Source organism: Endoryza foliicola (assembly GCF_050589245.1).
GTDB classification, from domain to species: Bacteria; Bacteroidota; Bacteroidia; order Chitinophagales; family Chitinophagaceae; genus Endoryza; species Endoryza foliicola.
On record NZ_JBOBEW010000002.1, the window covers coordinates 321,439 to 345,506 of the forward strand.

General features: G+C 39.5%; 27 protein-coding genes and 1 tRNA gene. 21 read left to right on the plus strand and 7 right to left on the minus strand.

What is annotated here, in order from left to right; translation table 11 throughout:
• Window positions 1-38: 38 nt before the first annotated feature.
• From ACQ2HE_RS05470 to ACQ2HE_RS05550, 17 genes are all read left to right on the plus strand, one after another.
• Window positions 39-1,370 carry a hypothetical protein gene (locus ACQ2HE_RS05470; RefSeq protein WP_430897619.1) on the plus strand — a complete coding sequence of 444 codons (1,332 nt, stop codon included), beginning with the start codon at window positions 39-41 and terminating at the stop codon, window positions 1,368-1,370.
• Window position 1,371: 1 nt separating this feature from the next.
• The gene (locus tag ACQ2HE_RS05475; protein WP_430897617.1) at window positions 1,372-3,423 is read left to right on the plus strand and encodes a hypothetical protein; all 2,052 of its coding nucleotides are present in this window, start codon (window positions 1,372-1,374) and stop codon (window positions 3,421-3,423) included.
• A gap of 4 nt (window positions 3,424-3,427) precedes the next feature.
• Window positions 3,428-3,817: a hypothetical protein gene (locus tag ACQ2HE_RS05480; RefSeq protein WP_430897615.1), complete on the plus strand. Its 390-nt coding sequence runs from the start codon at window positions 3,428-3,430 to the stop codon at window positions 3,815-3,817.
• A 12-nt stretch (window positions 3,818-3,829) separates the two neighbouring features.
• Window positions 3,830-4,114 carry a hypothetical protein gene (locus tag ACQ2HE_RS05485; protein ID WP_430897614.1) on the plus strand — a complete coding sequence of 95 codons (285 nt, stop codon included), beginning with the start codon at window positions 3,830-3,832 and terminating at the stop codon, window positions 4,112-4,114.
• A 5-nt stretch (window positions 4,115-4,119) separates the two neighbouring features.
• A complete protein-coding gene (locus tag ACQ2HE_RS05490; RefSeq protein ID WP_430897612.1) occupies window positions 4,120-4,500 on the plus strand; it encodes a hypothetical protein in 381 nt (126 codons plus the stop codon).
• Window positions 4,497-5,156 (plus strand): hypothetical protein, encoded by a 660-nt coding sequence (locus ACQ2HE_RS05495; RefSeq protein WP_430897610.1) that lies wholly within the window; start codon window positions 4,497-4,499, stop codon window positions 5,154-5,156. Before ACQ2HE_RS05490 ends, ACQ2HE_RS05495 begins: the two co-directional genes overlap by 4 nt.
• 19 nt (window positions 5,157-5,175) lie before the next feature.
• Complete coding sequence (locus tag ACQ2HE_RS05500) at window positions 5,176-5,571, plus strand: hypothetical protein (RefSeq protein ID WP_430897608.1); 396 nt, start codon at window positions 5,176-5,178, stop codon at window positions 5,569-5,571.
• A complete protein-coding gene (locus ACQ2HE_RS05505) occupies window positions 5,571-5,984 on the plus strand; it encodes a hypothetical protein (protein ID WP_430897606.1) in 414 nt (137 codons plus the stop codon). The genes ACQ2HE_RS05500 and ACQ2HE_RS05505 overlap by 1 nt, the downstream gene beginning before the upstream one ends.
• A complete protein-coding gene (locus ACQ2HE_RS05510) occupies window positions 5,974-6,312 on the plus strand; it encodes a hypothetical protein (protein WP_430897604.1) in 339 nt (112 codons plus the stop codon). The genes ACQ2HE_RS05505 and ACQ2HE_RS05510 overlap by 11 nt, the downstream gene beginning before the upstream one ends.
• Before the next feature lies 1 nt (window position 6,313).
• Window positions 6,314-6,670: a hypothetical protein gene (locus ACQ2HE_RS05515; RefSeq protein ID WP_430897602.1), complete on the plus strand. Its 357-nt coding sequence runs from the start codon at window positions 6,314-6,316 to the stop codon at window positions 6,668-6,670.
• Between the two features lies 1 nt (window position 6,671).
• Window positions 6,672-7,457 carry a hypothetical protein gene (locus tag ACQ2HE_RS05520; protein ID WP_430897600.1) on the plus strand — a complete coding sequence of 262 codons (786 nt, stop codon included), beginning with the start codon at window positions 6,672-6,674 and terminating at the stop codon, window positions 7,455-7,457.
• A gap of 6 nt (window positions 7,458-7,463) precedes the next feature.
• Window positions 7,464-8,240: a hypothetical protein gene (locus ACQ2HE_RS05525; protein WP_430897598.1), complete on the plus strand. Its 777-nt coding sequence runs from the start codon at window positions 7,464-7,466 to the stop codon at window positions 8,238-8,240.
• Window positions 8,237-8,797 (plus strand): hypothetical protein, encoded by a 561-nt coding sequence (locus ACQ2HE_RS05530; protein ID WP_430897597.1) that lies wholly within the window; start codon window positions 8,237-8,239, stop codon window positions 8,795-8,797. Before ACQ2HE_RS05525 ends, ACQ2HE_RS05530 begins: the two co-directional genes overlap by 4 nt.
• Before the next feature lie 10 nt (window positions 8,798-8,807).
• The gene (locus tag ACQ2HE_RS05535) at window positions 8,808-9,365 is read left to right on the plus strand and encodes a hypothetical protein (RefSeq protein ID WP_430897595.1); all 558 of its coding nucleotides are present in this window, start codon (window positions 8,808-8,810) and stop codon (window positions 9,363-9,365) included.
• A gap of 48 nt (window positions 9,366-9,413) precedes the next feature.
• Window positions 9,414-11,927 carry a PA14 domain-containing protein gene (locus ACQ2HE_RS05540; RefSeq protein WP_430897593.1) on the plus strand — a complete coding sequence of 838 codons (2,514 nt, stop codon included), beginning with the start codon at window positions 9,414-9,416 and terminating at the stop codon, window positions 11,925-11,927.
• Window positions 11,928-12,006: 79 nt separating this feature from the next.
• Entirely contained in the window at window positions 12,007-12,450 is a 444-nt protein-coding gene (locus ACQ2HE_RS05545) for a hypothetical protein (protein ID WP_430897591.1), read from the plus strand.
• A gap of 30 nt (window positions 12,451-12,480) precedes the next feature.
• Window positions 12,481-12,831, plus strand: a complete 351-nt coding sequence (locus ACQ2HE_RS05550; protein WP_430897589.1) for a ubiquitination-like system serine protease family protein — start codon at window positions 12,481-12,483, stop codon at window positions 12,829-12,831.
• A 443-nt stretch (window positions 12,832-13,274) separates the two neighbouring features.
• On the opposite strand, the gene ACQ2HE_RS05555 is transcribed toward ACQ2HE_RS05550, so the two are convergent.
• The 3 genes from ACQ2HE_RS05555 to hscB form a co-directional block, all read right to left on the minus strand.
• The gene (locus tag ACQ2HE_RS05555; RefSeq protein ID WP_430897587.1) at window positions 13,275-13,775 is read right to left on the minus strand and encodes a hypothetical protein; all 501 of its coding nucleotides are present in this window, start codon (window positions 13,773-13,775) and stop codon (window positions 13,275-13,277) included.
• A gap of 468 nt (window positions 13,776-14,243) precedes the next feature.
• Window positions 14,244-14,327: transfer RNA gene (locus tag ACQ2HE_RS05560), tRNA-Leu, on the minus strand.
• Window positions 14,328-14,392: 65 nt separating this feature from the next.
• On the minus strand, window positions 14,393-14,917 hold the full coding sequence (hscB, locus tag ACQ2HE_RS05565; protein WP_430897585.1) for a Fe-S protein assembly co-chaperone HscB: 525 nt from the start codon (window positions 14,915-14,917) through the stop codon (window positions 14,393-14,395).
• A gap of 74 nt (window positions 14,918-14,991) precedes the next feature.
• Here hscB and ACQ2HE_RS05570 point away from each other — a divergent pair, with 74 nt between their 5' ends.
• From ACQ2HE_RS05570 to ACQ2HE_RS05580, 3 genes are all read left to right on the plus strand, one after another.
• A complete protein-coding gene (locus ACQ2HE_RS05570; protein WP_430897583.1) occupies window positions 14,992-15,609 on the plus strand; it encodes an RNA polymerase sigma factor in 618 nt (205 codons plus the stop codon).
• On the plus strand, window positions 15,599-16,330 hold the full coding sequence (locus ACQ2HE_RS05575; RefSeq protein ID WP_430897581.1) for a hypothetical protein: 732 nt from the start codon (window positions 15,599-15,601) through the stop codon (window positions 16,328-16,330). The genes ACQ2HE_RS05570 and ACQ2HE_RS05575 overlap by 11 nt, the downstream gene beginning before the upstream one ends.
• A gap of 125 nt (window positions 16,331-16,455) precedes the next feature.
• Window positions 16,456-17,313 (plus strand): DUF4382 domain-containing protein, encoded by an 858-nt coding sequence (locus ACQ2HE_RS05580; protein ID WP_430897579.1) that lies wholly within the window; start codon window positions 16,456-16,458, stop codon window positions 17,311-17,313.
• A 29-nt stretch (window positions 17,314-17,342) separates the two neighbouring features.
• Here the strand turns inward: ACQ2HE_RS05580 and ACQ2HE_RS05585 are convergent, their stop codons facing one another.
• The gene (locus ACQ2HE_RS05585) at window positions 17,343-20,066 is read right to left on the minus strand and encodes a CHAT domain-containing protein (protein WP_430897577.1); all 2,724 of its coding nucleotides are present in this window, start codon (window positions 20,064-20,066) and stop codon (window positions 17,343-17,345) included.
• Between the two features lie 3 nt (window positions 20,067-20,069).
• On the minus strand, window positions 20,070-21,278 hold the full coding sequence (locus ACQ2HE_RS05590) for an NAD(P)-dependent oxidoreductase (protein WP_430897575.1): 1,209 nt from the start codon (window positions 21,276-21,278) through the stop codon (window positions 20,070-20,072).
• A 197-nt stretch (window positions 21,279-21,475) separates the two neighbouring features.
• On the opposite strand from ACQ2HE_RS05590, the gene ACQ2HE_RS05595 reads away from it, so the two are divergent.
• Window positions 21,476-22,297 (plus strand): hypothetical protein, encoded by an 822-nt coding sequence (locus tag ACQ2HE_RS05595; RefSeq protein ID WP_430897573.1) that lies wholly within the window; start codon window positions 21,476-21,478, stop codon window positions 22,295-22,297.
• Between the two features lie 2 nt (window positions 22,298-22,299).
• Here ACQ2HE_RS05595 and ACQ2HE_RS05600 read toward each other — a convergent pair whose 3' ends face one another.
• Both ACQ2HE_RS05600 and tsaD read right to left on the minus strand, forming a co-directional pair.
• Window positions 22,300-23,016 (minus strand): tRNA1(Val) (adenine(37)-N6)-methyltransferase, encoded by a 717-nt coding sequence (locus tag ACQ2HE_RS05600; protein ID WP_430897571.1) that lies wholly within the window; start codon window positions 23,014-23,016, stop codon window positions 22,300-22,302.
• Window positions 23,017-23,018: 2 nt separating this feature from the next.
• Window positions 23,019-24,062 (minus strand): tRNA (adenosine(37)-N6)-threonylcarbamoyltransferase complex transferase subunit TsaD, encoded by a 1,044-nt coding sequence (tsaD, locus tag ACQ2HE_RS05605; protein WP_430897569.1) that lies wholly within the window; start codon window positions 24,060-24,062, stop codon window positions 23,019-23,021.
• Window positions 24,063-24,068: the final 6 nt, after the last annotated feature.

A 24,068-nucleotide genomic window follows, 5' to 3' on the forward strand; every position in this document is an offset into this window, starting at 1 on the left:
GTCAGCACTCGCAAGAGTGACTGACCTTTTTTCATTATATGGCAAATGTTCCTTTATCAATAGGGTTAGTCGGAATCACTGGACACTTGTTAGTGATCGCTCGGGAAGTTGACAATCCTTCGGTTGTTGCTGCATCTTTGACATTTGCCCCAATACATCCTGCCACTAGGAATATTGTATTTACTGGTTTAAATCCAACTACTCACTATTTTGATTTTCGTGAAAGTCCTGATGGATCTGCTTTAGGCGTATTGATTGCTCAATATGTAATTGATGCAAAGAGCAACACAACTCTGTTTGAGCGCAGATTCTACACAGTAAATGGCGGTGGACCCGTCGATCCTGTTCCGGGTACTACGATAGTGGATTCTTATTTGGCTGGAAAGAACATTGTTGGTGTATTCAAAGAAGGATTCCGATACCTGAAATATGGTTCTGAGTATTCATTTTCTGGAAGTACAGTTACTTATCTAGGTGGTATTACACTTGAGGATGGGGAAACTGCCATTATTGAAATTTCTTACACAACAACAGTTTCGGCTTCAAGCAATACATTATTTCCTAAAGATGTAATTCCAGTAACTGCCAATGCTACACTTGGTTCTACTCACTGGAATAACATAGTTGAAGTAAATGGAAGTGCAACGATAGTCACATTGACCGTTACAGATATGTTGACTGTTCCAAATCAAACTAGAATTTGCTTCAATACTCACAAAGGAACACAACGTTATGTTGCCATTCAGCTACCATCAGGATCTTACTTTGTACACAAAGGGCAGCAAAGAAACATTATTTGGATTGGCAAAAACGAAGAGCTTATTGCTTTCAAGAAGGACGGCTTTTTCTACATTCTTTCATGGACCGGAGATGTGAATAGAGTTGGGGAGATAGTTAAAAGCGACATGGCCCCTTCTAATGGAATTTCAGAGTCGGGAGGATGGCTTGGCTTTAATGAATATCCTCGTTTGTTTTATTGGTATGTAAGTACTCTTGATAGTTCAATTCTTGGTACCGGTGTTTCTCCTACAATTCCAGATGCTGCAAATAGAACAAAATGGATCATTGATTCAGTAAATCAAAAGTTCTGGTTGCCAGATTCAGGAGGCTACTTTGATAGAAATACTGATGTTGATGGAAACATTGATACAGATCGTGGAACTACTAACAACAAGCCAGGAAACAATCAAGACGATTTAATTAAAAGCCACAGTCACTTGATACCTCAAGGTAACTCTTTCACCGGTACCGGTGCTTCAGGAAGAACGGGCAGAGGCCAAGTTAATCCCAATGATTTTAATTCTGGTTCTACTGGTGGAAGCGAAACACGTCCTAAAAACAGAAATGTAAACAGTTATAGAATATTTTGATATGAAGAAGTTGATTTTTCTTATTCCTATTTGCGCACTCTCTTTTCAGTTGAAGGCTCAAGTATATGATTCAACGAAAGTGCTGCAGGATAACAATGCCTATGGCTATTCGTACAAGAATATGCAGGTAAGAGGCATGTTTAAACTGTTTGGTTTAGATACAACTAAGTTGGCCGTTAAAGATTCCAATGCTATTTCGGTATATCGAGGAAACATCTACGTGTGGACAGGTTATTATTGGAAATTGAGTAGCGGAGCTGGCAGCGGCGGGGGCTCTTTCACTCCCGGATATGGTTTACAAGGAACGTCTACAGTTAGCATTGATACTTTTAATTTCCGTAAGGTAGATACGATATTTGTTATAAATGATAGCACAATTGGGTTTAGAATAAATGGTATTTCATTTTCAAGAATATTGAAAGGTGGAAGTAGAGTTGTGAATATAAACGGCTTAACTGGGTCAAGTCAAGGATTTTCTACTGGTACTAGCGGCAATGATTTTAATATTTCTAGTTCAAGTTCTACACATATTTTTAATATCCCAAACGCTGATACGGCTGCACGTGGATTGATAACTGCCGCAAGGCAGCAAATCGGTGGATCGAAACTTTTAACAGGTACTTACACTCCGAGTGCGAAACTTTCATATAACATCGCTGCGCTTGGAAACCATTTTGCAACAGCCAACAATGATACACTTGTAGGTGTAGAAGTCAATCCGATATTTAATGCGTTGTCTTTTACAGGGGTATTGAACTACGGAATAAGGTCCTGGCCACTTCAAAACTTGATCGGACCTATTCGAACGTTTTCAAGTACAGGAAATACTTACATCGGAAGCAATCCTGTTTCCACAACTGATGGAGGCTATAAACTTGATGTTGGGGGCTCTATAAGAGGGCAACTAATTAGGTTGAATGGTCCAATTGGATACGGAACAAATATTCTTGAATTTACTTTGAACGGGAATACTACTCCGATTGCTGCCATAAACAACTTTGGGATTTGGAATATATCAAACGGTGGAACAAACACTGTAGCTGCAAATACTGGAGTGATCGGTACTCTGGGACAAAACACATCCTCAATATTGCTTGGAAGTCAAGTCAACACTTTTGGTATCACTCAATGGACAGGAACAGCCGGAACATCTAACCATACTTCTTTGGCGGGACCTTTTATCATTGTTCCTAATGGATCTGGGGGCACTTTTTCTGGTTTGTCGATAGGAGGCACACAAACAGCGGGTGTATTAACGAGTGGCTATCTTTTGGCTCTAGAGCATTGGTCGAATAGTGGGGTCTTAGCAATGGGTAATACTAGTGCTGTTCAAAAATATACAGTCGTCGATGGAAGAATAAATGTGTTTGTTGATCAACCTAATAAAACGCTTGAAGGATATGTGTGGAGGCCAAACATCACAGGTAGTGTTGCTCTGGCGAACAATAGGGCTTTTATTTCTGCACCGGGTGCGAATCACGGTTTCGGTACACTTACGCCAAACAATAAAGCAATTGCAGAGTTTTCAGATACGACTCGCGGGATACTACCAACAAGAATGACAGCCGCTCAAGCATCAGCTTTGAGCTTAGGAACCGGTGAGGCTGGTATGTATATTTATGTATCAACCACAAACGGCACCTTTCCAGCTCCTGGTTTTTATTATTGGAGCGGAACGGCATGGGTTGCATTCTCAAATACAACTACATCTGGAACATATACACCAACATTTTTTACAGGCACAAACACCACATCAGTGAGCAGTTCAGGGGGTGGGGTTTTTTATTATGTGCGAACTGGAAATTTGGTCGAGGTCACAGGTACCGTAAGTGCTTCGTCAACGTCTACTGGTGCAGCAGATTTCAACGTCACAATACCAATAGCTTCTGACTTTACGAGTATTGGAGACGCTCAAGGTTTAGCAATTAATTCGACAAACGGGTTTGGTGGTAACTGCTCTCAAAACATTTCGGCTGACAGAGTACTGGTTAATTACAACGCCAACACCGGTTCCAATCTAATAAATTTAAAATTTACATACATAATTCGATAGTACAATGATCACAGTTACTTTAAAACGCAGACATCTTTTGTTGGTATTAGGTCACCAACTTGATACGACTTTGCGCGAATCAATGTCAACAGCAAATAGAATTATTTCTGTGTGTACCGGCAAACAGGATAATGACGACGTTCAAATCCAAATCGAATGGGAAAAGCTGTGGCAGTCGTATAATATTATGACCAATCTTCCATCAGGTGCTTACAAGACTGTCAACACTGAAATGGATACGATGTTGGCTCCGCAGATGCAAGCTGGAGTTCAATCAGGTAATCAGGACTGGATTGAACTAGCCACAAGGCTAACAGCATTAAAACAACAACAGGCTGCTGTAACGGTTGATTTTGTTGCAAAAGTGAAGAACGATTTAGGATTGAACCCTTAAAAGTTTATGCTAATGGAAGGACTTCAAATCAATAACCTAACAGATCGTGATATTCTGATCATGTTGTATCAGAAAGTTCAACAAATGGATAAATCATTTGATCAACATAAGAAAGATACTAAAGAGGAATTGGAGACAGTAAAAGAAAGGCTACAAAGCATAGAAAAGTACGTGAATGACCAGAATGTTAAAGACTCAATCGATGCGAAGAGAAGCAAGAAGCAAATGTGGTTTATTGGTATTCTGATTACAGTACTCAATCTGTTAGTGAACATTTTCTTTCACATATTCAAATAGTAAAAATGAATTTAATTATTGACCTGGTTTTTGCCTCTTTGCTATTTATCATTGGGATGCTTTTGTACATCATGTTTGTTGTACGAGATATAAGAAAGAAGTTTCCTGACTTTGGCTTTCGTCAAGTGTTTGGAATATTCTTAAAGCAGGACTGGGATACGCTAATAGTTTCCGGATTGGTTATGATTTTGTCCCTACTGGGAATAGTAATCATTCAGCACTATAAAATCAAGCTTCCAATCTGGTTTGATTCATGGGGTAAGTATGTATTTATCCTCGTTTCTGGTTTTGCAGGCCACTGGTTGATTTATTCCTTCTTGGGTACGTCTGCGAAATGGATTCAGAGAAACATTGACAAGATTGAAGATTTAAAACCAAACAAATGATACTAAGCAAACTTACTGTAAGACAATGGGCAATCGTATTGGTTGTTTTGATTGTAGTGATTGTGCTGTTAAACTGGGTATGTGGGAAACGTCCAACGGCTCCGGAAGTAAAAACTTTCGTTCCGAAGATTGACACGCGAGCGATTGATAGCCTTGAAAAGCAAAATAAGCGCATTACAGCCGAGCGCGACTCAATACAAGGTTTGTACAACCTGTCTTTGAAAAAGGTTCAGGAATCAAGCCGTAAAGCGACACGCTATGCTTTAGCACTAGAGTTTGCAAAAAAAGCCAAGGACACCACTCTAATTATTGAAGCCTGTGATTCATTGCAAGAGGTAGTGATCAAGCAAGAGGCTGTGATTTCGGATCATCTTGAATTTGAAAGCGAGTTAAAAGCTCGAAATGATTCAATTGAGCAGAGTTTGATTGCTCAGATTGATCGCCTAAAATCAGCACTAGGCATAACTACCCAAAGCAACGAGTTTCTTTCTAATCAATTGACTTTGGTTGGTAAGAAGAACAAGCAACTGCAGCGAAAACTTGGAAAGAAATTTCATTTATCAGCATACTTGGGTTACGGTCCTAGTTATAACAATTTGGGTGGAATTAGATTGGGTCCGAACGGTGGCTTTGGATTTACTTACACAATTTTTTAATCAATAAATCAACTGTTTTATGTCACAAAAAAAAGACTTTGACGCTATCGGCGCGATTGGTGGGTTTACACTGATCTGTATTATTGGAATCCTGTTTTTTCTTTTTACAGAAGGTAGCCCCTTAGGTGATTTTCCGGCAATTACCGGTATTGAAGCTATCAAGTTACAAGGAACTTCATTTTGGATTTGGGTATTTATTTTAAATCCTCTTGCTTTTGTTGCCCTGTATCTAGCGATCAAGAATGAAGATGGTGGCGGCAAACTTGGCAAAAAGCTTTCTGGTAGTAGATCGCTCACATCATTTTTAATTGCTCTATTCTTGGCTTTATTGGTTATTCCATGGATTAAAGTCTATGATACCAAAGCAAATGCCGGTGTTGATGCATCGAAGTTCAAAAAAGTGCAACTGAAATAATGAACTTGGAACTATCCATATTGATATTGATCGGGTTTAACGTGTGCAATGCTTTCATCGATGCATACAAAATAACTGTGCTTCACCGAGAGATTCGGCACGCAATTAACTTTTCGGCATACGCTATTTTGGTTTGGATTCTTATCCACCTACTTGAATACAATGCCGCCCGATCAATATCTTTTTGTTTGTTCTCATTTTTCATTCGTCAAATCACATTTGATATTCCGCTCAATTGGCGAAGAGGCCTAAGTACTTTTTATGTTTCAACGGCGAATCCTCCAAAAGCTATTTGGGATAGAATTGAGATATGGATTTTCGGTAAAGATGGTGGAAGAAAACAAGTAGAATGGTATTTGGCAGGAAGTGCTTTAACAATCACAATTTTAATTTTTTCTCAGTATGGTAGTTAAGCTTAACCTCAATGATGCTGCGGAGATTGATGTTGTTGTTGATCGTGAGAACAACGATGAAGTTTTGTTTGAGTTTTTTGATGTGAATGGAAATGCAACGCCTGTGACCGGTGGCGTCTTTCAAATTAATGTTTTTAAGACTTCTAAGGACATTGTAAGTATTGCTAATGTTTCCGGTACCGTTCAATCAACAACAAATCAAGTTAAGTTTCTTCTTGGACCATTGGCCGCAATAGGTCTTGGTAGTTTTTATTATAAAGCATATCAAACACCTGCCGGTTCGTCTAAAAGAGTGTTTGCAAAAGGAGAATACAAAATAGTTAACTAAGATGGCTCCAATCAGATTATCAGTTAATGTAGTTCCAACGATTAACAAGGTAAATCTTGTTGGCAATCCTTCTATTGATAATCCTGTAAAAACGGTACTAGTATCGTTGCCTGTACCCGGACCACAAGGACCAGCTAGCGGGTTAAATGCAGTCCAGTTGAGTGTTGTTGCTAATGGTCAGACTGAGTTCAACATTGTGAGTTTTCCGACTCAATCGTTTCTCTATGTCAATGGTGTTGAGCATTATTTTGGTATTGACTACGACTTTGTAACATCCGGCGCAAACAAGCACTTAAGATGGCTGAATAATGGATATCAGCTTTCAACTACAGATTATTTAATATTCAAATATACATAACATGATAGACGGTAAAGTAATTAAAGCCGGTACCATAACCGAGGATAAAATTGCGTCACTTCCATCTACCCCTAGTGGTCCAAATGCGCCTGCTTCAAAATTGTATGTTGATAATTCGATTCAGCAATCGATTAACAACCTTGACTGGAAAGCTTCTGTTCGAACAGCCTCAGGCACAAACATAAACATTGCATCACCCGGTACAACGATTGGTGGTGTTACAATGAACAATGGTGATCGTGTTTTATTGTACGGTCAGACTACTGGTTCACAGAATGGGTTCTATGTCTTCAACGGTTCAGCAGCCGCAATGACTCGTTCAACTGATGCTGATGGGGCAAGCGAAGTTACTCCAATGGCAGCTTGTTTGGTTGAAGAGGGAACGGATAATGGAAAACTGTTCAGATTGACCACAACTGGCGCAATCACACTTGGAACGACTTCATTAACATTTGCTGCATTTGCTAGTATTGCAGGATCAGCTCCAAGCACTGCAAACAAATTCATGACAGCCTCTGTAACTACAGCAGATGGTAACGAAGCATGTGCAACGGCCATGGCTGCAACACCTGCAGGTAGCAGTTTTGTTGGAGTTGTTGTAAGTGAGTTGTTTGTGGAAGTCGGAAATGGAGTAAAGACAAAAGCCTGTTACTTCTCTGGAGACGGCGGTGCGACCGCTCGTGCATTCGGTGCAGTGGTTTCAGGTGATAAACTTTATTGGAACGGTTCTATTGCAGGTTACCAATTGGCTGCAACAGATCAGGTTTCATTCTTGTACAATATCTAATAGCTCATGAATAGGAAGGCGTTAGCTCCCTACATAACAAGATCTCTTTCGGTAAGTGGGTCAAGTCAGCTTACCGATTTAAACGGAATCATTCAATTCACCGGTTCATCGGCTCAAAACTTCACAGTAATGGCCGATGCTTCGGTGAACTTGCCTATTGGTGCTGAAATAACAGTGCTGCAAGATGGTACCGGTTCGGTTACTATTACACCGGATACCGGAGTCACACTGCTTTCAAATAATGGAGGAACACAATTAGTAGGGCAGTATTCAGCCGTCACACTTGTGAAGAAATCAGCGAACAACTGGTACATATTTGGGGCAACATTAGATCCATTTCAGATTCAGCGCGTAAGAATAACAGGAACAGTAGTCAATAATAATGCCACTGCGAATACGATCGCTGATATCACGGGTCTTGCGTTTCCAGTGACGTCAGGTCTTTTGTATTGGTTTAGATTTTTCATCCGATACAATTCAGCAGCTACAACAACAGGGGCAAGGTTTTCAATTACGGGACCGGCAACACCAACTCTTTTGAATTTTAGATCAGACTACACGCTGACAGCTACGTCAAGAACATTTAATGATGGCTTAACGGCGTATGACACGCCTGCGGCTTCAAACGCTTCAGCCTTAACAACAGGTAATATTGCGACAATTGAAGGCATTATTCAACCTAGTGCCAACGGTAATGTGACGGCGCGATTTGCATCTGAAATCGCTTCAAGTGCCATCACAGTTCAACCTCAATCATTTGTTGAATACAGAAGAATTGCATGATGATCGGGCTACTATATGGAAACTTTTCAAGGGCTGCCATTCAATCGGTTGCAGGAGAGTCATTGATTGACACTTTTGCACTTGCAAATGGTGATCAGAATATTCGACTAAGCTCCGGCGATAATCAAGGAATTGCCCAATCGTTCACTGGCAATGGTGCAAAAATTACTAGATGCGTAGTGAACATGCGCGCATTTGGAACAATCACCGGTAATATTTTCGCCAAAATATATGCAATTACAGGGACCTCTGGTTCTAGTGCAATACCCACAGGATCAGCTCTGGCCACATCAGATGCAATTGATGTTTCTACTATAGCGTCTGGAGTCAATCAAAACTACAGTTTTAACTTTTCTGGTGCCAATCAATTTCAAACCGTGAATGGTACCAACTATGCTTTATCAATCGAGTACAGTGGCGGAGATATTTCTAATAACGTTGGGATTGTAGTAGATGCAAGTTCTCCTATTGATGACGGAAATAACAGTACACTTGTTTCTTCTGTCTGGTCAGCGGTAACCACTCAAGACTTGTGTTTTGAATTATACGGATTTTAAAATTTTACTTATGTCAAATATTATACCCGCCTCACGTCCGAAGCTTATTGAAGCCAATTTGATAGAGAAAATTCAAGGGATTGAGTTTAGAGGTAAAGTGTTTATAGTTGGTATTCGCGGCTATTACGAGGACACGATGGGAAAGCATGGTCAAAACGATCGCGGCATATATGACGATGCTATGTTTTTGGTAGCTCCTAATTATTACAAAAGTTTCAATGCAAACACTGATCCATCAAAATATAAACCTGGCATTGGAACACTTGCTTTTGGTGTCCATTATTACAAAAAGGGCAAGCACGGAATTTCACGTCCAAAGCCGTATGTGCCTTACGATGCATTTAGGCCGGCAACGAAAGACGAAACGTTACCCGGAACAAGAGATGGCCAGTCGGGCATTGTGAAAATTGTCGCCCCAAATATTCACAAGGGAGGCTACAATTCAACGTCAAGTGAAGCCTGTCAAACTATTTATCCTGATCAGTGGGATGAGTTCCAGAAGAAAGCTTACGAGCTGATGGATGAATACGAACAAACCGAAATCGCATACATATTGATTCCTAATTAATCTACCTGTGAGAGTGAACAACTAAATCATTAATTTTAAAACAAGTGTATGAAAAAGACTCTTCTTCTTTTAGCCTTATTAGCATCAGCCTTTATTGTAGCAAGTTACGCTTTGCCGAAGAAACGACCGGATCCGGAAATTGTTTCTTGCGCTCCACCCGTTTATCAAGCAGAAATTACCACTGTTAAAAGCGGCAGTTTTAGCGATCCCACAATTTGGAATACTGGACTAGTGCCCGATGGATCGGCTGCAATTAATATAGCACACTCAGTTGTATTGGACATTAATTTCAAGACATCAAAGAATATCGTTGTTACCGGCATTCTTACCAACAGATCAAAAAACATTGAGTTTGTTGGCATCAATGAAAACAACTTTGTTGGCGGCGGTATGGATGTATTGCCAACAGATATTGGTCTTTGGGTAATGGGCTCAGGACAATTGGATTTTCAGGGAGAAAGTAAAACTTCATGGTGCAATGTTAAAGGAGATTTGTTAGTGGGCCAGTCAGTAATTTTTGTTGACAGTGCTCGCAATTGGAAAGTAGGGGATGAAGTTTCAATTTCTCCAACCAATGCCAATGATTTTGCCCCAGAGGAAAGAGTAATTTCTGCCGTGAATGGTAATCAAATTACGCTGAATTCTCCTTTGTCTCGGCCTCATCCAGTTGTATTGAAGCCTGCCAAAATATTAAATCTTACGAGATCAATTAATGTTCAGGGTACTGTTACAGGCCAATCACACGTATTTATTCGATCTACAAAACCTCAGATTATTAAGCACGTTGGCACTCGATACATGGGACCGAGAAAAGATAGGGGTGGAAGTTCGGCCAAAGAGTTTGTTTCCGGAAGATACTCATGGCATTTTCACCATTGTATGAAAGGAAGTATTGGTTCAATCGTTGAAGGTTGCATTGCTCGTGACGGTGGTTCTCATCAATTTGTTCCGCACGTTTCTGATGGAGTTTCTTTCATTGACGATATCGCTTACAAATCAAAAGAAATTGCTTTCTGGTGGGACCCAGGAGAGCAAACCAATGGAGCATATTGGAATCATAATATTGTTCTTGGAAATACGTGGGTGCCTGGAGCTCTTAATCCAAATGCAGAAGATGCACCGACCTTTTCAAGTTCTGGATTTCTTTTTTCAAGAGGCTTTCAAAACGTCGCGACTAACAATGTAGTAGTGGCGTCTGCTTTGGGTGACGTTGCTGATGGTGGTGGCTTCAATTGGGAAGCTACTTTAATCGAAGGTGTTTGGGTGTTTAAAAACAACGAAGCGTTCAATAACCAAGGTGCCGGTATTCGCATTTGGCAAAACTCAACACGAAATCACATCATTGAAGATTTTTACGCTGCCAATAATACCGTTGGAATATTCCATGGTGCATATGCCAATAGTTACACCTATAGAAATGTAAACTTATATGCGAATGTTTTCACCGTGAAAGCTGCATCAGTAAACTCTTCAAGAGTTCGAATTGAAAACAGTGTTTTGGATGGGGGAGGTCTGATATCGCACCCATTGGAATTTATTCATAGTCCATTACCGGGCGAAGTGCCAATTCTTGTAGTAAATACGACAATAAAAGGGGGACGTAATTATGCTGTTTTGGATAACAACGCACCGGAAGTGCACTCTGTAGATTTAGTTCACTGTAACATAACAGGAGAAATTAGACTGGATCCTTCAGCAGCAACCGGTGAAACCATTCGCATTCAACCTGCAGGTGCTACATTAGCAACAAAGATTACAAAGAGCGGCACAACCTCTATTCCTACTTTTGCGCCAAGTGTTTGGGGCAATGGAACAGGTTTGAGAGGATCTTATTACAATGGTTCTAACTTCAACTCAATAGCTTTTCAGCGCATAGATAACAATCTTAGTTTCTCAGAGTGGCCGGTCGGTCAAGGTGAAACTATTTTTGACGAAGTAGATTATAGAATCACCGGCAACTCTTATTCAATGCGTTGGGAAGGATTTATCCAACCACAATATTCAGAGGCTTATACTTTTACAGTTGGATCGGGAATCGGAGTAAGACTTTGGATCAATGGTCAGCAAGTGATCAATAAATGGAGCGAGCCTTACAAAGATGATAATTGGTCCTCTTCTCCTGTGAGTTTACTTGCGGGTGTAAAGTATCCTATTAAGATTGAGATTTTCAATAGTGATCAAGCAGGATCAGCAAATTTAGTTTGGTCCTCTGCATCACAGAAACCCGAATATGTGCCCCAAAGTCAGTTGTATGTTGATACAAGCACAGTGATAACACCGCCTGTTGTGGTTCCTCCGGTAGTAGTTCCGCCAACCGTTCCACCAGTGGTTACGCCCCCTGTCGTGAAAGATACGATAGCCGTTTCTCCTACTGCAACAACTTCAATAAGAGTAATCAGCAATAAGCCTTATTCATGGAAGTTGTACAATACAAAAGGAGTATTGAGAAAGTCCGGAACACTAAAGGTTGGAACAACTTCAATTAGTGTAATTGGTTACGCGCGCGGAACTGTAAGGGTATTGATTGATGATCGCCTTTCGTATAATGTAATTTTAAAATAGCTGATAAGCAAGCAGTTGTTTTTGGTTAGGCCGGCTGTTTTTACAGTCGGCTATTTAAAAAATCTTTAAGGTTCATTGTATGATCCCAGTTACTCAAACCAAAGTTGTGGTTAGAAACTCGAATGGAGATATAGTTGTACATGGAAATTGCTGGGCTGCTTGTATAGCCAGCCTTCTTGAGGTTGAGATAAACCAAGTTCCAAATGTAGAAGTGTTTTTCGACAGAAATGATGGATTTTGGTCTCACGTCATGGACAAATTTCTAAGAGGAAAAGGTTATGAAATTATAACTGATTCTCGTTATAACTACTATCATAAACTAAAAAACGACTTTTCTCAAGAAGCGATTAAGGCGAGACAAGAATTAAACGATACATATTATATGGGATATGGAATGTCTCCAAGAGGTGTACTTCATTCTTGCATTTATAAAAATGGCCAACTTGTACATGATCCACATCCATCAAAAGACGGTACCGAGCCTCCAACCGACTTTGAAGTCATTGATAAAATCACAAAATAGCTATTGCTCACCTGTCTTAAAGTTCATTTTATGAGTAAAATAATTAAGGATCATCCCGGAGTGTATCGATTTCGTTGCCCAGGATGTGATAGTTTTCACATCTATTATACTAATGAAGAAAATGCTGCACACGGTTATCAGGGCGGCCAATGGCAGTTCAATGGCGATTTTGAAAATCCTACATTTTCACCTTCGTTACTAAATCGATGGGGAAAAGAAGCTGATCCGAATTGGCATGATTCAGATGTAATCAATACCAAAGCACCAAAGGGTGGTTGGTCTGGAAGATGTCATTTGTTTGTTCGAAATGGAAAGATCGAGTATTGTGAAGATTGCACTCATGATCTAGCCGGTAAGACGGTTGACATGATTGAAATATAGCTACATTCTCATAGCAGTAAGTTTTGGAAAACGGCCCCTGTTTCTACGGGGGCTTTTAACTTAACTTAACATGAGATATATCTCAACTTAAAGGTCTAAAGTCATAATTGAAAATCATTTCCCCCAAAAAAGTCATTAGTCTCCTAAAATGAAATGGTTTCATTACATTCATTTTTTGTTGTCCTACTAGATGCCTATCTCTAAAAAGAGTAACTAAATGACATCTTACATGAGAGTTTTTTCGATCGAGTGGGCGATCAAACATTTCATCACTCAAATGAAAAGAATGATCGTCTATAGTTTTTTCACTTGATGAAATCATTACGCCAATAAAAGTCCCTTCATTTTGAAAGGACTCATTACTTGAAAGTACTATAAATAGATGCTGGGAGTCAACGTCTAAATTCGAATTTGTAGGATTTATTAAGTAGACATCTCTCTGATTAACACTGTGCAACTTCTGATAAGGTTTTGGTTGATATACTTACAGCTAAAAGAGCTTCATCTGTAGGATGTTCTCGTCTAACTTTGATATTCTTTTTCTTTAGTATAGTAAGTGACGAATAAAATTGTGAAATAACAGATTCGATTACTTTCACACATTCAACATATCTTTTACCAATTTCTTCGTCTGAACTCTTCTGAACAGCTTGTTCCAAATATGTGTGCAATTTTGATAGAAGAAAGATGATGTCTTGTATTTCTTCGATGTCTTTCCTAAGATTAATTTGACCATCTACTTTTAATAGCTCTTCTCTTAAGGTATCATTGAGCCCTTGAGACACTACACTTATGAATGTTACCATGTCATAAATTTTATTGTGAGTGTCAGAGAAAATAAAGGAAATAAATTTCCCATACCAACTTTTGAAATAAGAGGTTGCTTCCGAAACTTCTCTTTTTTCGGATTCATATACGCGAGAAAGGTCGATAGGTAATACCATGGCTTTGCTTGGGTCTAATTCACAAATACATTCTACTAATAAGACGTACTAACCCTCAAAATAGTGTCCACTAACAACTTAAATTATTGCAAAATATTTCACATTATCTGTCAAAATACTTCAGTTGTTATTGCAATATTAATCAGTAGTTGTTGATTATCAAGTACCGACTAAGGAATTTCAATCAGAAAACAAAGGACAGTTAATGCATAAGTTATAAAAATTAATTATAAATATTTGATATAGAATTATATAGATAATTTTAATGCAATAATGTTGCAAAAATATTTTTTCGAATGCTTTTTCGAATCAAAACACTCACAGTTTTAAGCTTTATAGTTCACAAACTGATTAAGTATGCAGATTAACTACTGACAAATAATTAGGAGTCTGGCAGTGTGTGTGTCAGTAGAAAGAAAAAAGCCCGTCTGAAATGTAGTTCAGACGGGCTTTTCGTTTTGTAATCAGTGCCCAGAACAGGAATCGAACCTGCACATCATTGCTGATACCAGATTTTGAGTCTGACGCGTCTACCAGTTCCGCCATCTGGGCTCATTGATCGGGGTGCAATATTACGAACTTTGTGTAAACCCACAAAAGGATTTTGAAAGAAAAATCTAGGATTTTAACTGCTTTTCCAGTCTTTTCAGGTAATTATTGCGATAGTAGTACTCTTTTACTCGCAACAACGCTTCTTTGGACGGAGAAACCGCAGCAGTTTCTTCCAGAATGCTTGCCACTTCTTCATAATTTTCCTTTTTTAGTCGATTTACTTCAGCCAAAATTGCTTCTCCTTCTGAGGCCGTCTTCTCAAATTCCCATTCCATCACCCGCTCGTTCAAATCCATCACTTCCATTAAAAAATCGGCCGATAAACTGTATTTTTCTTCAGGTTCTAATACTCCGTTTAAGATAAGTACATATTGAATGGTAGCGTCTTCGTCCTGAAAAATAGTCCATGCTTTATTCAACAATGCTGTTTGTTGCAGCGCGTAGGCCTGCTCCGATTCCGAGGATTGGGCAAAATAATCCGGATGATATTGCCTGCTCAATTTCCGGTAGGTCCGTTGAAGAAGCGACCGATCGGGTTTGAATTGCACCGGAATATCAAACAGCTCAAAATAATTCCTTTGCTCACTCATAACAACAATTTTTAAAATATTCCGAAGTTTGGGTTACAAAATTAGGACTTAAGTTTACAAATAAAGGTATAAGAATGCATTTGGACGGTCATTTTAAAGATTTTGAGATCCTAGAGATCCTCAAAACGGGCACAAATCGGGATGTAGATGCTGTAATAGGCTTTCTCTATCGCAATTATGCCTCGTTTCTAGCAATCTATGTTCAAGAAAATGGAGGAAACGAACAGGATGCAGACGACTTGTTTCAAGACGTGCTGCTTCAATTCATCTCCAGCGTTCGAGAAAACAAGTTCAGAGGAGACGCCGCAATCAAAACCTTTCTCTACTCCATTAACCGAAACCTTTGGTTCAATGAAATGAAGAAAAGGGATCGGTCAAAAGTTCGAGAACTTAAGTATGAAAAATGGCAAGATCAAGAAGTAGCAGATGCACAAGAAACCATTAGTCAGTTGGAAAGTAGAAAACAAATCATTGACGTGGTAGAACAACTAGGGCCCGACTGTAAGAAAATTTTACTTGCTTACTACTATGAAAACTTATCGATGAGAGAAATACTAGAACTCACCGACTACGATTCAGAACAAGTAGTCCGCAATAAAAAATATAAATGTCTTAAAAACCTTGAGCAATTATTACATCAGAATCCGAATCTGGCAAACCAACTCAAAACAGTATTACAATATGAGTCATAATTATACACAAACCGAATTGTTGACCCGCTATTTGGACGGTGAATTGGAGCCGGCTGAAATTGCGGCCGCTAAAGAGTTGCTGAATAGCAATGAAGCTGCCCGGCAAGAATTGAGTAGAATTAAGGCAACACAACAAGCGGTAAAATTAACCGGCCTCAAATACCAAATTCAACAAGCAGTGGCCAAAGAAAAGGCAGCAGCTCCGGTGGTAACCATGCAGTCACGTAAATCTTATTTGAAATGGGTTTCTATTGCTGCCATGATTTTGCTTGTTTCAGGAGTGGGATATCAATATGCGTCAATCAACGAAAATTCCATTTTTCAGGACGCGAATCTTGAATATAAAACTGTGGTAACAAGAGGAGAAGCACAAGATAAATTGATGACCTTATTCTCAAACCGCGACTACAAGGGTTATTTATCGGCATATCAAGCCATTGAAAATAAAACTACCGAAAATCAATTAATGGCAGGTATATCGCTCCTGAATCTTGGCAACACAAATGCATCCATTGAATCGCTTGAACCGCTCACCAAAGGTTCATCAGTAGAGAAGGATGCAGCAGAATATTACTTAGCATTAAGCTATTTGAAAAACAAAGAATTCGAGAAATCATTACAGCTGTTGGAGGCTATCAACGCCAATCCGGAACACGGATATCATAATAAAGTAAGCAACTGGTTGATACAAAAAATTAAAATTGCTCGATCCAAATCCTAACTCGTGAATTGGTTAAGTCACTGAGATCAAAAGAGTTCCAAATTTTTGGAACTTTTTTGTTTTTAAAAGTTACAAAGCAAGGTTGATTGTTTACTAAGGATTGTAGGTAAACAAAAAATCAAGTCATGAAAAGCGTAAAAATGAAAACCAACCTCGCTCTAGCCCTTCTTTTAGGTACTGTATTTTATATGGAATCTTGCTCAAAAGAAGCCGGTTCCGGAGTCAACAACAATCCGGTGTCTACAACAACACGTTCTAAGATCTCGATTCACTTAACTGATGATCCAAGTGTTGTATTTGACAAAGTACTATTAGACATTCAGAAAGTGGAACTCAAATTCGAAGACAATGGAATAGACAGCCTTAGCGGATGGCATTCAGTTGCAATAGTGCCGGGGGTGTATGATATTCTGCAATTCCGAAATGGTATTGATACCATTGTAGCGGTTGGTACCATTCCAGCCGGTGTAACTTTGCAGAAAGTTCGATTAACACTTGGCAATAACAACTCAATAGTTGTTGCTGGTGTTAGTAAGCCTTTGGTAGTGAAGGATAACGACAATCAAGTAGAAGCAAAACTAGATGCAAGCAATGTTGAATTGATCGGAAACGATCAAATCCATTTCTGGATTGATTTTGATGCGGGTCATTCAATTCAGGTTAAATCTAGTAATTCTGGTCAAAATACCAGCTTTGAGCTCCGTAGTAACATCCGAATCTTCTCAAAAGCAAAATCAGGTGAAATAGAAGGACGAGTATTACCGGCTGCAGCCCAAGCTTTGGTAGTAGTGACAAATGGTACTGATAGCGCTTCAGCAAAACCGGAACGTGAAGGTGAGTTTAAAGTGGTAGGGTTGAAGGCCGGTACTTATGAAGTAAAGTTTCACGCTACCGCCGGAAATTACCGCGATACTGTGATTACCGGTGTGGTAGTAAGAACCAATGAGGATACCAAACTCCCAACAATAACCCTAAAAAACTAAGATTTCCATGAAATACCGGAGCGGCGTTGCTAGGCAACGCTGCTCTTTTTATTTTTAAGTAATCTAATGATTAAAACAATTGTCGGCAAAAGCAGTAACCACCACCATTTCGAAAGGGATGTTGGCTTTTCAACTACTCCATTCAGCCGAAGATTAGCCCAGAAATCGGGCGTTTTAAAGCGTACTTCAATGTTATTATCGTTTAAATAATCTCGCTTGGCCAAGGTTAATGCTTCTGCAGCATTTTGCGATTTGCCATAGTATTGATGGAATCGTTGCATAATATAAGCGGTACTTTCATCAGAAGCTTTCCATTGAGAGGCGATCGTGTTTTCACAACCTGCATAGGCAAACGCTCTAGAGAAACTGATCAATCCTTCACCTTTGATCAACTGCCCCGTACCGGTTTCACAGGCACTTAAAATCGTTAGATTTGTTTCTCGTAAGTCTAAAGAATAGATTTCAGGTAGATATAGTAGAGAAACTTTGTTTGAATCCTTTGATGCAAATGCGATATAAGACTGCTGCGGGTCCGATTCATTTGATAAAGCATGCGTTGCCAAATGCAATACTCCAAACTCTTTAGCCTGATTTAAAAATTGATCTTTTGTTGCCAATCCATCCAAATAAATAGTGCCTTTAAGATTGTCCAATTCACTCGCCGATTTTGAAAGTTGCGCAAAGCCAGGTTTGCTGCTATGCGCAAATGGCGCAAATGCCAGTATGGTCTCTTTGTTCTTGTTTTGCTCGCCATGTGTTAGTAATGAACAAGAGCTGTTATAACTAATAATATGGGCTGTAACTACTTTTTTCCCTTCTCCAATGGACAGTAGTTCAAATGGTAGATACGACAATTCGTCGTCGGGAATAATATACCAATTCGAATATTTAGATAGTTGTGAATAATAGGGTAGAATCAAGGTTTCCGATAATCTATCTATAATGCTGTTGTATTCCTCTCTACTATGTTTACCTACTTCTGTAGTAAGCTTTGTTAAGGTTTGAAGATTTGCGACCAATACCTCTTTATTCTTTATTTCGAATACATTAACGCTGTCTTTACTAATAAACGTACAGATAACAGAATTAGAGGAAAGGTGATAACTCAGAATTAAATCATTAGATGTTAATTTTCCTCGAGCATTACTGAGATCGGTAATAGATGAAATACTCGCTAATTGCTGATAGTTGGAATTCGATTTGTATTGTTTTTGAATGTTCTCAATTTCGAGTTCGGTTTCCGCGATTCGGGCTGTGATGGCCGCTATTACTGAACTGTCGGTAGCTTGGGAACGCTGAACGCCTAGCTGATTCAAAAGCTTTTTAGCATTACCTTCCAATGCAATCAAGGAATCGGGAATGCCTACTTGGTTTTTCAATGCCGATAAATTTAGTTCTTCTGAAAGCACACTGGCTTTATTCTCTTCATCGAAAAAAAACAGTTCTTCCAAGTACTTTCTTTCATGCGTTTTTTGATACAATGTGAATGCTAATTGTATCGGGATGTCATGCGATATGTATTTTTTTTCATTCAAGAAGAGTTTCGCTTCATCAGTCTCATAGCCCGAACTCATGTAATTAGAAAGGCTATAAAGCGCACGGAAGCTTGCAATTGACATTTCTGCATAAACAGGATAGCCGCTAGCCTTATGCCATTTTTCTAGCAGCAAGGCTTTAGCAAGTAAGCTTTCATACAAATCAATGGTCGTTATAACTCCTTTGAAATCCTTTGGGTTCTTACTAGCATCCGAATCATTAAAACTTGGGTGGAGGGCATTGATGGATATTTGATAGTTCTTCAAGGCGAGCTCGAATTGTGCTTTTTGAGCATACATGTCTCCAAGCAAACGAAAGGTGGTTCCGGGATTGGTGCCTGTTGTAAAGTTTTCCATCGAAAGCGCTTGATTTAAATAAGAGGCAGCGCTATCGGGCATTTGCAACGAAAGGTAAACTTTAGCGTACAAGTTTAACGAAACCGGAGTAGGGGTCTTTATTTTTTTTAGGTACGCTATTGCTTCGGTAAATTCATTTAAACTTGTGTAAACAGATGCTATATTCAAATTCAGTTCCTCAATATTAAAATTGTATTTCAACAAGCTGAGATAGACTTCTAGAGCCTCTCTATTTTGTTGTAATTTTTTCAAGCAAAAGGCAATATTGTTTCGATAACTGATCGAAAGACTCGGGTCTGCACCTTTCACTTGTTCTATGGTTTGAAGAGCTTTTTCAAAATAATTCTTGCTCTGTTTGTAGTTCCCTGTTTCATAGTTCAGCACGCCTAGTGCATTGTAAAGTCTTTCTCTTCCCTTGATTCCCGGATACTTCGAAAGCAGTGTTTCTGCTTTCTCGAAAAAGTACACAGCACTATCGAACCTTTGTTCAAAATAAAAGGCATTTCCTGTATAAAGTAGCGGTAGGAAGGAAATGGAGTCGGGAAGTTTTGACGAATATTGGGTTTCAATACTCGTTTCAAAATACCGAATGGCTTCCGAATTTTTACGTTGCGTTTGTAACAAAATACCTGCTTTTACGCTAGCGTCCCAAAGAATTGAATCTGATAGGTGTTGTCCTTTTAATACACCGATAATTTTTATATAGTGAGCAAGCGCAATGCTATCGGTGGTTTCAGTTGGATTTTCAGCATTGTAATTTTTCTCTGCTTTCTCATACCAACTTAAATAATTACTGGATGGAGTTTGTGCCAATATTACAAATATTCCAGCCAACAGCAGTATGAGAATCAGTTTCTTCATGCATTAAAGCGGTTGTTCGTTCACGTAATCTTGTAAATACTCGTAGTCTTTTGTTAAGGCTCCTTCGTGTGTCATGGTCGCCCTTGTAATTAATTCGGAGCCTCCGCCAACAATGTCTTCCAGTACAAATTTTAATAGTTGTTCTCCAAAATACCTGCTTGCATCTCTCGGTAGTTCGTTTGGTAGGTTTCCAACAGCCATCACATCTATTGAATGTTCAAGGTAGGGGGCTGTTTTTTCAAAACTGGTTCGGTCTACGCCATATACCGGATCTTGGATGGTTTGATCTCCCAAATTAATGGGTACAGAACCTCCCGCATCATCGGTAATATCAGCGATGGTTCGAATCAAATATTCATCTTTTTGAATGGCTTCCTTTTCAAACAAACGTGGCATCGATTTGTCCCAATAAATTCCATTCATAAGAATATCGGTTTGTTCAGTATAAGGCGCGAAAATGCATTTGTATTCTTCCGGGTGTTCATGGAAATGCGATCTGCTGTAGGTGCCCGTGTCTTTGTGCCGGTAAAGATCAGCACCTTTCAATTGTGTATACACAGGGTATGCAAACCTTCTTTTCAAATAATCGTCCGGTTCAACTTCATGTATTCCCATAAGGTTCATTACTTCCAATACCCCGTGCGCTACGCGACCACTTCCTGTAACTGCGATCTTTACATTAGGCAGTTTCAAGCCGAAATAAGTATGGATCAATTCGCGAAAACTTCGTTGTTTGTACACTCGGTTCAACTGATACAAACCGGTTCTATTACCATAGGCCATAATGCCATTATGAGCGCCTACCACTCCCGCAAAAAAGCCGAATCCAATGATTCTTTGCCCATCATCATGTTCCAAACATTCGTAGTCAATAAGGGTGATATTCTTTTTGAGAATGGTTTGAAGCAGTTTTCTATTGAAAGCCTGTTTTTTCTTAGTGTGAGAAAAAAACAAATAGGTTTTGTTAGGAATCAATTGATCAATGGGAACTTCTTTGATGCCAAGCAAAATATCACACTCTGTAACGTCTGATTGCACTTTAACACCTGCACTGCTGTATTCTCGATCGGAAAAACATCTATCGGGAGAAGATTGCACAATAACTTCAATGTCGGGCCGATTCTTTTGAATCCATTTACACTGAGCTGGGGTTAATGCCACTCTATTGTCTGCCGGAATTTTCCCTTCTCTGATAAGGCCTATTTTTTTCATATAGCTATTTGAAAATCAATGGTTTTATGCAAGCTTTACAAAGGTCACAAACATAGTTGTAATCACAAAATTTTACCTGTAAGTTTCAGATTTCCAGTTTATTTAGTCCGATTTTTGCTATTCTTTGAAAAAAAAGCAAGTTTTGAGGTTACAACACCCTTGTTTGCTCGTACTATAAGATAAGCAGCTGTTTTGATATGAAGAAACTATTTCCCATAGGACTATTATTACTCTCTATTTGGAGCATACAGTCCTGTACCAAAGACGACAACACCGGTGGCTCAGATGGAAACTACAAACTGACCTACGGTGATTCTATATTTTACATCAATCCAAGCGTAGATTATACCATTACTCCGGTTGGTGCGCCCACAGGAGGCAGCTACACAGGCTTTCCCGAAGGAATTGACATTGATAATTTAACGGGAGCGATACGAGTAAACAAAAGTGAAACGGGTTTGCGCTATCGAATTACTTACACCGCGGTTAATGGAGATACTAGCAATGCGATCATATTAATCGGCGGAATCAATTATTACGATCAAATCTACGATTTATCAAAAGACGATACCACTGCGAAGCCGCTTTACAATGCATCCCTTAACCGAAACGTGCCGGCCAATAGTATTTTTGATGAGGGAAATGGCTGCAAATTGGAAGGGGTAGAAGTAGATGCTTCCAATGGTAGGATCAATTTGGCTGCCTGCGTTCGAAACGGTGTTTTCGGTATAACACCAACGAACGGAGTAAGAAAGGAAGTGGAATTAAGGTACCGAATCAATGATGGTAGCAACAAAAATCTCAATAGTTTAAAAGTTAAATTGTACTATTACAATACTTCAGCTGATATTGACGCTGATCTTATTCAACTTTTGAAAGACCGAGAAGGAACAGTGTTCGGAACCGGACCAACCCCTCCGCCTGTATTTCAAATGACTACTGAAGTTTTAGGGCTCTCCAATGTACGCGGTGTTGCAAAACCTCGACCCCCTTGTATTTTCTTGGTCGGTAGGATGTAGTATTAGTCGAGTGACTTGAAATAAACATCTTTCATCAATGTTTTGAAGGCGGCACTATAGGTGGCACCTTCTTGAATAGACAGCATTTCATGTTCTACAATGGATGCTCTTTCTTTCTTAAAATACACCATTGTTCTGAAATAGGAATGGTTGGGAGTTTGCTTTACATCTAAAATGGCATGAGGATAAAATCCTCGTTTCTCTGCAAGCTGCAGCAATTCGTCTTTTCGATGAAATGGCAGTAATATTGCAAAAGCGCCCTTGGGGTGCATAAGTCGGTCTGCTGAAATAAACAATTCATCCAAACTTAATGCGGTGCTATGTTTTGCTAAATTGGAGTTTAGATCAGGAGAGTGCAAATCATTTTCGAAAAAAGGAGGGTTTGAGAAAATGAGATCGTAACGTTTGGAACTGTGAAAGTTTTTAATATCGGTGCTTATTACATCGATTCGATCTCTAAAATCACTGGCAACAATATTTTCAGTTGCCTGTAAAGCTGCTTCTGTATCTAATTCAATAGCATCAATTTTTACTTCTTTCGCCGATGCAATTAGCAAACTTAGTAGTCCCGTGCCTGCTCCAATATCTAATAGGGTTGAGGGTTCTAAAACAAACTTTCGAGCCCACACTCCAAACATACTGGCATCGGTGCACACTTTCATGGCACAGCGATCTTGATGGATCGTAAAATCTTTGAATTTAAAAAATGTATTCCCCATAATTACCATTCCGATCGAGCCGCAGCAGTTACCGATAGGTCTTCAAAAGCACTTTCTTTGTACTTATAGAAGGCTGTAATGGCTATCATTCCTGCATTGTCGGTACAGTACTGAAATGCCGGTATATACGTATTCCAACCATATTTAGCTCCCCATTCTTGAAGCGCAGCTCTTAATCCACTATTGGCAGAAACCCCACCGGCTATACACACATGCTTAATGCCCGTTTCTTTTGTGGCTTTCCGAACCTTATTCAACAAAATGGTGATAATTCTATTTTGAATAGAAGCGCAAATATCAGCCAAGTTTTCTTCGATGAATCTCTTTCGTTCATCTTCTGATACCAAGAGTTCCTCTTTATGATAGTTAGCCTTTCCGCCGTTTTGTAGGAAATATAGAATGGCTGTTTTCAATCCGGAAAAGGAAAAATCAAGTCCTTGAATTTGGGGTTCAGGAAAGGCAAAACGTGTTGGATTTCCCTCTTTGGCATATTTATCAATCAATGGCCCACCTGGGTAAGGCAATCCAAGTAATTTGGCAGATTTGTCGAATGCTTCGCCTGCAGCGTCATCGATAGTAGCTCCAATAATAGACAGCTGAGTAGGGCTATCACATCGCACAATTTGTGTATGACCCCCGCTTACCGTGAGGCAAAGAAATGGGAAAGGCGGCCGTGGTTCTTCAATTAAATTGGCGAGAACATGTGCTTGCATGTGATGTACTCCAATTAGGGGCTTGTTGAGTGATAAAGCCAAGCTTTTCGCAAATTGAGAACCCACTAATAACGATCCAATTAAACCCGGGGCTTGTGTAAATGCAATAGCATCGACCTCCGAAAGAGTTACCCCTGCTTGTTTTAATGCTACATCTGTTACTGGAACTATGTTTTGCATGTGCGCGCGGCTGGCCAGCTCAGGCACCACTCCGCCATAGGCTTCATGCACTTTTTGATTTGCTATGAAATTAGAAAGAATGGCTCCATCTCGGCAAATAGCTGCCGAAGTTTCATCACAAGAACTCTCTATTGCCAGAATAGTTATCGCCACGCTGCA